At 45.3% G+C, this 12,165-nt stretch carries 11 protein-coding genes; 10 read left to right on the top strand and 1 reads right to left on the bottom strand.

What is annotated here, in order from left to right; translation table 11 throughout:
* The first annotated feature begins 151 nt into the window (after positions 1-151).
* The 5 genes from glpX to CEF17_RS15955 all read left to right on the top strand — a co-directional run bounded on the left by glpX (position 152) and on the right by CEF17_RS15955 (position 4,683).
* Positions 152-1,120, top strand: a complete 969-nt coding sequence (glpX, locus tag CEF17_RS15975) for a class II fructose-bisphosphatase (RefSeq protein WP_100400406.1) — start codon at positions 152-154, stop codon at positions 1,118-1,120.
* A 350-nt stretch (positions 1,121-1,470) separates the two neighbouring features.
* On the top strand, positions 1,471-2,718 hold the full coding sequence (gene rho / locus CEF17_RS15970; RefSeq protein ID WP_232725597.1) for a transcription termination factor Rho: 1,248 nt from the start codon (positions 1,471-1,473) through the stop codon (positions 2,716-2,718).
* A gap of 128 nt (positions 2,719-2,846) precedes the next feature.
* Positions 2,847-3,092: a type B 50S ribosomal protein L31 gene (locus CEF17_RS15965; RefSeq protein WP_054637055.1), complete on the top strand. Its 246-nt coding sequence runs from the start codon at positions 2,847-2,849 to the stop codon at positions 3,090-3,092.
* Between the two features lie 337 nt (positions 3,093-3,429).
* A complete protein-coding gene (locus CEF17_RS15960; protein ID WP_100400404.1) occupies positions 3,430-4,044 on the top strand; it encodes a thymidine kinase in 615 nt (204 codons plus the stop codon).
* 150 nt (positions 4,045-4,194) lie between these two features.
* Complete coding sequence (locus tag CEF17_RS15955) at positions 4,195-4,683, top strand: hypothetical protein (protein ID WP_100400403.1); 489 nt, start codon at positions 4,195-4,197, stop codon at positions 4,681-4,683.
* Positions 4,684-4,867: 184 nt separating this feature from the next.
* On the opposite strand, the gene CEF17_RS15950 is transcribed toward CEF17_RS15955, so the two are convergent.
* Positions 4,868-6,196, bottom strand: a complete 1,329-nt coding sequence (locus tag CEF17_RS15950; protein ID WP_100400402.1) for an FAD-dependent oxidoreductase — start codon at positions 6,194-6,196, stop codon at positions 4,868-4,870.
* Between the two features lie 154 nt (positions 6,197-6,350).
* On the opposite strand from CEF17_RS15950, the gene prfA reads away from it, so the two are divergent.
* The 5 genes from prfA (at position 6,351) to CEF17_RS15920 (ending at position 12,158) form a co-directional block, all read left to right on the top strand.
* Positions 6,351-7,421, top strand: a complete 1,071-nt coding sequence (gene prfA, locus CEF17_RS15945) for a peptide chain release factor 1 (protein ID WP_100400401.1) — start codon at positions 6,351-6,353, stop codon at positions 7,419-7,421.
* Complete coding sequence (gene prmC / locus CEF17_RS15940) at positions 7,421-8,308, top strand: peptide chain release factor N(5)-glutamine methyltransferase (RefSeq protein WP_100400400.1); 888 nt, start codon at positions 7,421-7,423, stop codon at positions 8,306-8,308. The genes prfA and prmC overlap by 1 nt, the downstream gene beginning before the upstream one ends.
* Positions 8,309-8,712: 404 nt before the next feature.
* Positions 8,713-9,315: a stage II sporulation protein R gene (spoIIR, locus tag CEF17_RS15935; protein ID WP_100400399.1), complete on the top strand. Its 603-nt coding sequence runs from the start codon at positions 8,713-8,715 to the stop codon at positions 9,313-9,315.
* 140 nt (positions 9,316-9,455) lie between these two features.
* Entirely contained in the window at positions 9,456-10,511 is a 1,056-nt protein-coding gene (locus tag CEF17_RS15930) for an L-threonylcarbamoyladenylate synthase (protein ID WP_100400943.1), read from the top strand.
* Positions 10,512-11,009: 498 nt separating this feature from the next.
* A complete protein-coding gene (locus tag CEF17_RS15920; protein ID WP_100400397.1) occupies positions 11,010-12,158 on the top strand; it encodes an iron-containing alcohol dehydrogenase in 1,149 nt (382 codons plus the stop codon).
* The last annotated feature ends 7 nt before the right edge of the window (positions 12,159-12,165 follow it).

Raw genomic sequence — 12,165 nt, 5'->3', positions numbered from 1 at the left:
GGAAGAGCATAAAGTAGAGCCATAAAGGGCCATTCTTCTTCCTTCGCTTTTTTAACAGGGGAAAAGGCAACAAGCGGCGAATAAATAAAGAGAAGATTTTACATACAAATTGATCAGAAAGAAATTGTGTGGGAAAAGGAGAGGAATCGCTATGGAAAGAAGTTTGTCAATGGAATTAGTTCGTGTTACTGAAGCAGCAGCGCTTGCATCTGCCCGGTGGATGGGAAGAGGGAAAAAAGAAGAAGCTGATGATGCAGCCACAAGCTCCATGAGAGATGTATTCGATACGATCCCGATGAAAGGAACAGTGGTTATCGGGGAAGGGGAAATGGATGAAGCCCCTATGCTTTATATTGGGGAAAAGCTCGGGACAGGATTTGGGCCGCGTGTTGATGTAGCAGTAGACCCTCTTGAAGGAACCAACATTGTTGCTGCAGGTCTCTGGAATGCACTTGCAGTCATCGCTGTTGCTGATCACGGCAACCTGCTCCATGCCCCTGACATGTACATGGAAAAGATTGCTGTCGGACCTGAAGCTGTTGGGAAAGTAAGCCTTGATGCTCCTGTCATTGATAACTTAAAAGCAGTGGCCCAGGCAAAAGGAAAAGATGTAGAGGACGTGGTTGTTACGATCCTCGACCGGGATAGACATAAGAAAATTATTCAGGAAGTACGTGACGCAGGAGCACGAATCAAGCTTATTCATGACGGAGATGTAGCCGGGGCAATTAATACGGCTTTTGATGAAACTGGTGTGGATATTATGCTGGGTTCCGGTGGAGCTCCTGAAGGAGTTCTTGCGGCAGTCGGACTGAAATGCTTAGGCGGCGAACATCAAGGAAGGCTTCTCCCGCAAAATGACGAGGAGCTTGAACGCTGTAAGAAAATGGGAATTGAAGATGTCAACAAAGTACTCATGATGGAGGACCTTGTCGGCGGTGATGATTGTATTTTTGCAGCAACAGGCGTGACCGACGGAGAGCTGTTAAAAGGAGTTCATTACAAAGGGGTCAAAGCAACGACTCAGTCTCTTGTTATGCGCGCCCGTTCAGGAACAGTTCGTTTTGTCGATGGAAAGCATAACGTGAAAAAGAAACCAGATTTTGTGATCCGTCCTTAAACCTTAAATACGGGAATGTCGGAGGCCTTAGACGGCTTTCGGCATTCTTTTCCTTTCTTTCCTCTTGAAGAAGCCGATGATTCCGTTTACAATAAATAAGACTTTACTAATCAAGTGAAGACTTCTTTCTTCCTATTATTCTCTTCGTTTACACCTCTTATGTCCATAACAGGAAATAAATGAAATAACCAAACAGGTAAATGAATTTCTACCCCTCTCCATTGAGACATTTCCAAAACTCTATTGAAAAGCAGATTGTGTTATAGAGGTTTATTTGGTAGATAAAAGCAGTACAAATATGTAGAAAAGTGGTGACATCTTTGAATGTAAATTTAGGTCAATTAGAAAGTATGACACTCCGTGAATTATACGGTTTAGCCAGGGAATATAATGTCTCTTACTATAGCAAGCTGACTAAAAAAGAACTTATTTTTGCCATTTTAAAAGGACAGGCAGAAAAAGACGGCTTTATGTTCATGGAAGGCGTACTTGAAATTATTCAATCCGAAGGCTATGGTTTCCTTCGTCCGATCAATTACCTGCCAAGCTCTGAGGATATATATATTTCCGCTTCCCAGATCCGCCGTTTTGATTTGCGAAACGGGGACAAGGTGTCAGGGAAAGTGCGGCCGCCAAAGGATACGGAAAGGTATCACGGCCTCCTGCAAGTAAATGCGGTAAACGGTGAAGATCCTGATACAGCGAAAGAACGTCCATATTTTCCAGCTTTAACTCCTCTGTATCCTCAGGAAAAAATGACTCTTGAAACCAAACCGGGAAGAATTTCTGCCCGCATTATTGATTTAATTACACCTGTCGGCTTCGGGCAGCGTGGTCTCATTGTGGCTCCTCCAAAAGCAGGGAAAACGTCCCTCTTAAAGGAAGTGGCAAACAGTATAGCCGAAAATCATCCTAATTCTGAACTGATCGTTCTTTTAATTGATGAACGTCCCGAGGAAGTTACTGACATCGAGCGCTCTGTTAAGGGAGATGTTGTCAGCTCCACTTTTGATGAGGTACCGGAAAACCACATAAAAGTTGCTGAACTTGTGCTTGAAAGAGCGATGCGCCTTGTTGAGCACAAGAAAGACGTTGTCATTTTAATGGACAGCATCACTCGCCTTGCACGTGCCTATAACCTTGTGATCCCTCCAAGCGGAAGAACTCTTTCCGGGGGGATTGACCCGGCTGCCTTCCATCGTCCTAAACGTTTCTTTGGAGCCGCGCGAAACATTGAAGAAGGCGGAAGCTTAACGATTTTGGCTACAGCACTTGTGGAGACAGGCTCCCGTATGGATGATGTTATTTATGAAGAATTTAAAGGAACAGGAAACATGGAGCTTCACCTTGACAGACGTCTTGCGGAACGCCGAATCTTCCCATCTATTGATATCCGCCGCTCCAGCACTCGGAAAGAAGAGCTGCTTGTTTCAAAAGAACAGCTTGAAAATCTTTGGGCAATCAGGAAAACAATGAACGATTCACCAGATTTTGTTGATCACTTTATTAAGCGGATCAAGAAAACAAAGACGAATGATGAATTCTTTGAAGAGATGGAAAAAGAGAAAGCAAAGGGAGTAGCAGCAGGAAAAAGTTAAGGTAAAGGTAATTTCCTTGCCAGCATTTTTAAAAAGAGTTGAAAAAAAAAAGACACCTTGATATAATTCTTTTATGTGTGAACAAAGACTCTGATATATATAAGTTCAGGGCGGAAGGAGTGAAAAAAATGAGAGAAGCTATTCATCCAGAATACAGAGAAGTTGTTTTTATGGATACAAGCACTGGTTTTAAGTTTCTAACTGGTTCTACTAAAGGATCAAGCGAAACAATCGAGTGGGAGGACGGCAACACTTATCCTCTAATCAAAGTGGAAATCAGCTCTGATTCCCACCCATTCTACACTGGCCGTCAGAAGAATGCTGAAGCTGGTGGAAGAATTGATAAATTTAAGAAGAAATACAACATGAAGTAATTTTTACTTCGTGGTGTGTTAAGCTTGTAACAGGCAAGGGAACGCCGCTTGCCTGTTTTTTTATTGCTTGAATTCAGTTGCTTGTGCAGAAAGCAGGAACCTTTCTTTAGAATCGGACTTCTTATGTCACGTACACCTCGTGAAAGAGTCTGAGGACGAGGATGCTTGTGCAGGAGAAGATAACACAAACAAATTAATACACTCTGCTTGCTTGGAAAGATCCAGAAAAGCATTTACATAAGAAGCGTTAAACGAGATCACTTCTTTTTCAGAGACTGAACGCAGGGAAAACTGGGGTACACTAGGTAAACCAATAAATATAAGGTGGGGGAAGGCAATGTACGTGGTGAGAAAGGAAGGCTGGATAGAGGTCATTTGCGGAAGTATGTTTTCAGGAAAGTCTGAGGAGCTGATCCGCAGAATCAGACTGGCTTTGTTTGGAAAGCTGAATGTAGCGGTGTTTAAACCTGCCTTGGATAACCGTTATAGTGAAGAGGAAGTTGTTTCTCATAATGGCACAAAGGTGCGGGCAATTGCTGTTGCTCGGTCAAAAGATATTTTGGACGGACTTGAGGAAGACATTCAAATGGTCGCTATTGATGAAACCCAATTTTTTGATGCTGACATTGTGGAAGTCGCCCAGGAGCTTGCTGACAGTGGAATTAGGGTGGTTCTTGCCGGTCTGGACCAGGATTTTAGAGGAGAGCCATTTACCCAGGTGATGAGGCTGATGGCTTTGGCAGAAGACGTGACTAAGCTGCAAGCGGTTTGCCCGGACTGCGGTTCCCCTGCTTCAAGAACGCAGCGCCTCATTGATGGTGAACCAGCTCATTACGAAGATGAAATTATTCTAGTGGGGGCTGATGAAGCATATGAAGCGAGATGTCGTCACTGCCACGAAGTTCCAGGGAAACCAGAGCCTTCACTTACTTTACAAAATGAAGTCCTCTAATAGATACTGTTTCTGGGAGAAGCTGTTTTACTAAGTCAGCTTCAAAAACCTGAGGAGGGTCTGGAGTAACAGGTTACCAGTGTATAAGCTGTGCTTTTGAGAAAGACTATACTTGCAGCAGCTCTGTGTTGCTGCAAGGGGGAGTTAATAGTGAAAAAGCAGCTTTTAACAGGTGTTCTTTGTGCAGCTATCCTTGTGCCGGCAGGGTGCGGAGCCGGTGACGGAGCAACAGAGGCGCAGGGTGGCCATGGAGGAACCCAAGAGCATGGGAACGCCCAGGAAATAACACCAGGTCTTTTTGGTCCAGGCCCGATTAATCACAGAACAATTAATCCTCAGGACCACTCTGATCATCCGTTGAATCAGGGAGAAATCAATAACGGAACCAGCTTTACCACACTGGATGCGGATCGTCCCGACATTGGCGATGATGCAGATAACATGCATTACATTGCCAGAGAAAATGGCTTTACACCTTTGTATGTCCTGTACGGCGGCAGTCATGCCACTGTTTACGTGAACGGAAATCAAGGGTGGAGCAAACAAGAGAGAGATAATAAAGTGAAAGAGCTTAGAACAGCGTATGAACAAAACACGCCTCGGTATAATGTAGAGGTCCACGTATTGAATGACGGCTAATAAGAATGGAAGGCTGTCCCCAAAGGGGGGCAGCCTTTTTTTGAAGGATCGTGTTCGATGGTGGGTCCGCTAATGGTGCAAAGAAGGGGGGAAGGTGTGGTTTTGTTGCTTTGTTTGAGGTGCACGCTGTAACCCCTTGGTTGGGGTTACTATTTTTCTGCAGTGGTATTACTTATGCTCGGTGTTATTTAGCCCGGCGAACAGCCTGTTGAAGAGGATCCCACACCCCGTTGTAAGGAGGCGCATAGGAAAGGTCAAGATCCTCAAATTCTGAGATTGTCATACGGTGAAAAAGAGCAGTGGCCAGAACATCTACCCGCTTGTCCACCCCGGACTCTCCAATGACCTGGCCGCCGATCAGCATATCGTTATCTGTGCGGTATAAAATTTTAATATAAATCGGTTTTTTATCCTCATAATAGCCGGCGATATCTGAGCCTTTATATGTCACAGTTTCGTAAGGGAAATGAAGAGCTGACGCTTCTTTTTCAGAAAGGCCTGTTCTTCCTAGAGTGAGGCGGTGAAATTTCAGAATAGAGCTTCCGACAATACCCTGGAATGCCTTCGGGTTGTTGACCATGTTTAATCCTGCTGCACGCCCCTGTTTGTTGGCGTGAGTTCCCAATGGGATATAGTCGTCTTTTTGTTTAATACGGTGGTATTGTGTGGCGCAGTCTCCTGCTGCATAAATATCATCCACGTTCGTCTGCATGTAGGAGTTGACTTTCACCGCCCCGTTTGTTTCCAAAATCACATCTGTTCCTTTCAGCATATCAGTGTTTGGTCTTACCCCAACTGCAGCAATGACCAGATCTGTTTCATAACGGTTTTTATTTGTCACCACTGCTTCGACACGGTCATTTCCTTCAAAGCCTTCTATTGATTCCTCAAAGCAGGTTTCAATTCCGTTTGCTTCCGCTTCCTTATGGATGTGCTCTGCCATATCTTCATCAAACATCTTTGCCAGCCGGTTACCACGCTCAATCATTCGTACCTGCCGTCCTGTTTCTCGAAAATTTTCAGCCATTTCAAGGCCGATGTACCCGCCGCCAATAATGGTGACATGTTTAACACGGTCAAGATTACTTTTGATTGATTCCAGGTCAGGGATTGTTTTTAACGTATGAATGCCGGGAAGGTCATGATTTTTCCAGGGAGGCAGAAACGGCCGGGCCCCTGTTGCTACCAGGAGCCGGTCATAAGGAATTTCAAATGTCTCATTGCTTTCCAGGTTTGTCCCTGAGACGATCTTTTTCTCTGCATTCACATGGGTTACCTGATGAAATACGCGGGCATCAATCCCGTACTTTTCTCGAAAGGTTGTGACGTCTCTTGCGATCAACTGATCGGTCCCTTTTACTGAGCCGCCGATTACATAAGGGAGACCGCATTGTGCGTAGGAATATATATTTCCCATTTCAAGAACTGTCACGTCAGGGTTTTCGCGGTTGCGGACAATCTGCATCGCTGCACTCATGCCAGCAGCATCGCCGCCAATAATAACAAATTTCATGCTATGTACCTCCTAGTCAGCTTTTATTTATACGATTCCCTTAATTCACATATAAAAACAAGAGTTCTACTCATAATCGCCTATACATTTTGACTGTAAAGTCCTGCTATAATATAATTAGAATGTTATGCAATCATAAATGAGGTGAAAGCCTGTGCTTGAACGTCTACAATCAGTAGAAGATCGTTATGATCATTTAAATGAATTATTAAGTGATCCAGAAGTGATCAGTGATTCCAAGAAACTCCGAGAATATTCAAAGGAACAGTCAGATATCGAAGAAACGGTGCAAACGTACCGGACGTACAAAGAAGTCTCTACCCAGCTTGCCGATGCCAAATCCATGCTTGAAGACAGCCTGGATGACGAAATGGTTGAAATGGTAAAGATGGAGATTTCAGAGCTTAGTGAGAAAAAAGAAGAGCTTGAAGAAAAGCTTAGAGTTCTCCTTCTGCCAAAGGATCCAAACGACGATAAAAACGTTATCGTGGAAATTCGGGGTGCAGCGGGCGGGGACGAAGCCGCTCTGTTTGCCGGAGACCTCTACAAAATGTACTCTCGTTTTGCCGAGCAGCAAGGCTGGAAGCCAGAAGTGATTGAATCAAGCTCCACGGAGCTTGGCGGCTACAAGGAAATCATTTTTATGATTAACGGTGAAGGCGCCTACTCGAAAATGAAGTATGAAAATGGAGCTCACAGGGTGCAGCGTGTGCCCTCCACAGAGTCAGGAGGAAGAATTCACACCTCCACGGCAACAGTGGCTGTACTTCCGGAAGCTGAAGAAGTAGAAGTGGAAGTCCATGAAAAGGATATCCGTGTGGATACCTTTGCTTCTAGCGGACCAGGGGGACAGAGTGTAAATACGACGATGTCAGCGGTCCGTTTAACCCATGAACCAACAGGCATTGTTGTTTCCTGTCAGGATGAAAAATCCCAGATCAAAAATAAGGATAAAGCAATGAAGGTTCTTCGTGCTCGAATTTATGATAAGTTTCAGCGTGAGGCTCAGGCTGAGTACGCAGAAAACCGGAAATCCGCTGTGGGAACGGGTGACCGTTCCGAAAGAATTCGGACGTATAATTTTCCTCAAAGCCGTGTGACAGACCACCGTATTGGCCTGACCGTGCAAAAGCTTGATCAAATTCTGCAAGGAGATCTTCATGAAATCATAGATGCTCTTATTGTGGAAGAACAAGCAGAAATGATGGAAAAGGCGGGCGAATAATGAAAAAGCCTGACTACATTTACGAAGCCCTGTATTGGGCTTCGTCTTTTTTGGAGAAAAAAGGACGGGAAGCGAAAAGCGGGGAGTGGCTCATGCGCCACCACTTGGGGGCAAGCTGGACGCAACTCCACATGAAGCGCCGGGATCCGCTTCCTGAAAAAATCTGGGACGGGTTCCTGGCCGATGTGAAGCGCCACGGAGAAGGAGTGCCAGTACAGCACCTTATAGGACACGAAGAATTTTACGGACGTTCCTTTAGGGTGGATGAACGGGTCCTGATTCCTCGTCCGGAAACAGAAGAGCTGGTTCAGGGCGTGCTTCAGGAAATCAAAGCATGGCCAAGGCGACAGGAAGGAAGTTCACTTGAAGTAGTGGATGTCGGTACAGGAAGCGGGGCTATTGCTGTCAGCCTTGCGCTGGAGGCAGAACATATAAGTGTTACAGCGATAGATGTGGAAGAGCCGGCCTTAGAGGTGGCAGTTTCGAATGCGAGGGCGCTTGGAGCAGATGTTCACTTCCTGCAGGGAGATCTACTTTCTCCCCTGGTTCAACAGGGCAAAAAAGTCGATGTCGTCGTCTCTAACCCTCCTTATATCCCGGAAGAAGATAGAGAGTCCCTTGATACCGTAGTGAAGGATTTTGAGCCGGAGACTGCCTTGTTTGCTGGAGAAGACGGCTTAGTCTGCTACAGGAGACTGGCTGCTGATCTGCCAAAAGTGCTAAAAAAACCAGGCCTTGCCGCCTTTGAAGTAGGGGCGGGACAAGGAGAAACAGTCGCTCGTTTACTACGGGAAGCTTTTTCTGAGGCGTCTGACATAGATGTTACTGTACGTGAAGACATCAACGGAAAAGACCGAATGGTATTTTGCAAAGTGTATCTACACTAAGGGTGCCACGTTAAGGTGCCTGGCACCCTCATAGGTTGTAACATAAGAAATCGTGAAAGAGCTGCGGCTCAAGGGAAAGCGCGGAAAAAAATGTTACAACGCGCTAGGGTGCCAGGCACCGCTCCCAGGTTGTAACAAAAGAAATCGTGAAAGAGCTGTGGCTCAAGGGAAAGCGCGGAAAGAAATGTTACAGCGTGAAGAGGTGCCAGGCACCGCTCCCAAGAAACCGTGAAAGAGCTGTGGCACAAGGGATAGCGCGGGAAAAAATGTTACAGCGCGCAGGGGTGCCTGGCACCTCTCAAGGAACGTATCCCTCTCTTCACCACAATAATTGTCGAACAATTCTAAGTTTAATAACTGGGTTCACTGACCACAATGTGAATACGAAAGGTTGGTGAACCCACATGCAACGAAACGTCTTTATTTATATTATTATTATTATTTTTATTTTGTTAGTAAACTGGGAAGGTCAGCAATTTGCGGCAGTAAATGCAGGGGAAGAAGTGATTCCTGATGATGCAATCCGTCTTAGAATTCTTGCTCACAGTGATGCTCCAGTGCATCAGTTGGTCAAGCGGGAAGTTCGTGATGAAGTCAATGCAGAAATCAGAGAAATTGTTACGGGTCTTGATAATAAAGGAAAAGCAAGAGAAGCAATCAATGAACATCTTCCAGTCATAGAAGAAGAGATTCAAAATGTTTTAGATTCAAGAGACTTAACGATTCCTTTTGAAGTAGAGCTGAGAAAGGATGTAGAGTTTCCAACTCGCGTATACGGTCCTTTAGTTTATCCGGCAGGAGACTATGAAGCCTTGGTAGTGACACTTGGAGAAGGCAAAGGTGAAAATTGGTGGTGTGTTCTATTTCCTCCTCTTTGCTTCCTTGATTTCAGTAAGGAAGACAAAGCTGAAGAAAAGGAACAAGCAGGCAGTGAGTTATCCACAGAAGAACCTGAAGTCGCGTTCTTCTTTGTGGAAAAATTCAAAGAATGGTTTGGTCAATCCTAGGATAACCTGTGGAAATACTGAAGTGAGTGGGTTATAGTTATCAACAAGTTATCCACCTAATGTGGGTAACTTTTTTAGTTTACTTTTTTAACCAGGAAACCCTACAATATAAGGAAAAAAAGACCTCGAAACGGGAGCGGATGTTCGTGGATTATAAACAAACAGAGGTATTGGTTGTGGATAAGTGGATAAGTTTAGAAGAAGATGAGAACGTTCAGAAAGCGGGTGTGTGGATAAGTTGTGGAGAAGTTGTCGCCTTACCCACAGAAACTGTATATGGACTGGGAGGAAATGCTAACAGCGAAGAAGCTATTGATAAAATTTTTCTTGCCAAAGGAAGGCCTAGTGACAATCCATTGATTGTACATATTAGTGAAAGAAAGCAGCTTAGTGAGTTGGTTTCTCATATTCCACTCATTGCTGAAAAGTTCATGAATGCTTTCTGGCCTGGTCCTTTGACATTAATTTTACCAAAAACAGAACAAGTCTCTGAGAAAGTCACAGGGGGATTATCCACAGTTGCCGTACGGATGCCGGACCACCCTGTAGCCCAAGCGGTCATAAAAGCTGCCGGAGTACCTGTAGCTGCTCCAAGCGCCAACCGATCCGGCCGGCCAAGTCCTACGACCGCAGAGCATGTAAGGCATGATCTTGATGGCCGTATTGCCGGAATTGTAGACGGCGGGCCAACCGGATACGGGCTGGAATCAACAGTGGTAGACTGCACCCGTGATGTGCCAATGATTTTGCGCCCGGGCGGAGTGACCAGAGAAGACCTGGAAAAGGTTGCAGGAGTCGTTGAAGTTGATCCTGCCCTTATCAGTGATAATGAAGTACCTCGTTCCCCCGGCTTGAAATATCGCCATTACGCCCCGGATGCTCCTCTAAGCCTGGTGGAAGGATCCTCTGCATTTCTACAGGAAAAAATAAAAGAAGTGGAGGAGGAAGGCTTAAAAGCAGGGGTTATTACAGTGGATGAACTTATTCATGAAATTCATGCGGACCACGTGATTTCTTATGGTTCAAAAGACAACATCAAGGAAGTGGCAGCAAAGCTGTATGATACGCTTAGAAGGGCAGACAAGCTAGAAGCAGATGTGTTGTTTAGCGTGACTTTCCCTAAAAAGGGAGTAGGTACGGCCATTATGAACAGGCTTGAAAAAGCAGCCGGTGGAAGAGTAATAAAAGAGGACTAAAAAGTGCAGGGGACAACCTTGTGCTTTTTTTATTACATCCTCGCTGTGGTGCCAGGCACCGTAAAATGGGTGCTGGAAGAGAAATGCAGTATATCAAGGGATAGAGCCGGAACAAGGTTACAGAAGTGTAACAACGGTGAGGGGTGCCAGGCACCGTAAAATGGGTGCTGGAAGAGAAATGCAGTATATCAAGGGGTAGAGCCGAAACAGGGTTACAGAAGTGTAACAACGGAGAGGGGTGCCAGGCACCGCTTAGTGGGTGCTGGAAGAGAAGTGCAGTATACCAAGGGATAGAGCCGAAACAAGGTTACAGAAGTGTAACAACGGTGAGGGGTGCCAGGCACCCCCAAAAGGTACCCCCAAAAGCCCCCGCATCGCTTCGGAAATGGGGGACACGAGGAAGGAAAACGGTTGTTTTTCTCGAAATACATATCTATGTTCAGGAAAGCGAATACATAGGATTTCCCCCTATATCCAAATAGAAAGAGCTGAGTGTAAATGAAAATGACCAAATTTATCACTCCAGAGATTATTTTTGGCAATGGTTCAATTGAACAGGCAGGAGACAGCTGCCTGCGGCTTGGCGCCAAAAAAGTACTCATTGTAAGTGATCCAGGGGTTATCGAAGCAGGATGGGCAGACAAAGTGATTACGACATGCGAGGAAGCAGGATTATCTTTTTCCACTTTTTTTGAAGTGACCACAAACCCGAGCGATCTTGAAGTTCAAAAAGGTTCTCAAAGATACGTGGAGAATGAGTGTGATGCTGTCATAGGAATAGGCGGAGGGAGCGTGCTTGATGTAGCCAAATCAATTGCCATTATAGCAACAAACGGAGGAGAAATTGCTCAGTATGAAGGAGTCAATCAAATTGCCCATCCTCTGCCGCCATTAGTCATGATCTCAACGACGGCTGGTTCAGGCTCTGAAGTGTCCCAATTTTCAGTTATAGTTGACTCAGAAAGAAAGAAGAAAATGACGATTGTCTCAAAATCTCTTGTTCCCGATATTTCAATTACTGATCCTTTAACCTTAATGACGAAAAGCAGTTACTTAACTGCTTCCACTGGTCTGGATGTTCTGTCTCACGCCATTGAATCCTATGTTAGTGTGGCAGCGACTCCTCTTACCGACGTACAGGCAAAAAATGCAATGAAACTGGTGTCTTCCAATCTTCGGCCTTCCGTTGCATCGAAAACAAATGAAGAAGCAAAGCTTCATATGGCCATGGCAAGCCTCCAGGCGGGAATTGCTTTTTCCAACGCTATTTTGGGGGCGGTTCATGCGATTTCCCATGCGATAGGGGGGCGATTTGAGCTTGCTCATGGCGTCATTAATTCTGTGCTCCTCCCTTATGTAATGGATTTTAATTTGATTGCGTGCCCAAAGCGGTACAAAGAAATTGCTAAAGCAATGGGCAAGGATGTCACCGGACTGTCGGATGAAGAAGCCGGCAGGGAAGCGATAGATATGGTCAGACGGTTATCAAAGGACATAGAAGCTCCTCATACGTTGAGTGCTTTGGGCATTACAGAAGATGACCTCCCGCTTATAGCGGAGGATGCCATTGAGGATGCCTGCATGATCACAAATCCCCGGGATATCTCTACGAAAGATATCATAGCCATTTGCAAGCAGGCGCTGTAATGGTTAG

Source organism: Bacillus sp. FJAT-44742 (genome assembly GCF_002797315.1).
GTDB lineage: Bacteria > Bacillota > Bacilli > Bacillales > Marinococcaceae > Thalassorhabdus > Thalassorhabdus alkalitolerans.
The sequence above is the reverse complement of the archived record's forward strand: the minus strand, read 5'-3'. Positions and strand labels throughout refer to the sequence as shown.

Excerpts from the sequence above, each read along its gene's own strand:
- CEF17_RS15930 (WP_100400943.1), top strand. The coding sequence starts at position 9,456 with ATGTTCGTGGATTATAAACAAACAGAGGTATTGGTTGTGGATAAGTGG.
- rho (WP_232725597.1), top strand. The coding sequence starts at position 1,471 with ATGACACTCCGTGAATTATACGGTTTAGCCAGGGAATATAATGTCTCT.
- spoIIR (WP_100400399.1), top strand. The coding sequence starts at position 8,713 with ATGCAACGAAACGTCTTTATTTATATTATTATTATTATTTTTATTTTG.
- prmC (WP_100400400.1), top strand. The coding sequence starts at position 7,421 with ATGAAAAAGCCTGACTACATTTACGAAGCCCTGTATTGGGCTTCGTCT.
- CEF17_RS15950 (WP_100400402.1), bottom strand. The coding sequence starts at position 6,196 with ATGAAATTTGTTATTATTGGCGGCGATGCTGCTGGCATGAGTGCAGCG.
- CEF17_RS15965 (WP_054637055.1), top strand. The coding sequence starts at position 2,847 with ATGAGAGAAGCTATTCATCCAGAATACAGAGAAGTTGTTTTTATGGAT.
- CEF17_RS15960 (WP_100400404.1), top strand. The coding sequence starts at position 3,430 with ATGTACGTGGTGAGAAAGGAAGGCTGGATAGAGGTCATTTGCGGAAGT.
- CEF17_RS15920 (WP_100400397.1), top strand. The coding sequence starts at position 11,010 with ATGAAAATGACCAAATTTATCACTCCAGAGATTATTTTTGGCAATGGT.
- glpX (WP_100400406.1), top strand. The coding sequence starts at position 152 with ATGGAAAGAAGTTTGTCAATGGAATTAGTTCGTGTTACTGAAGCAGCA.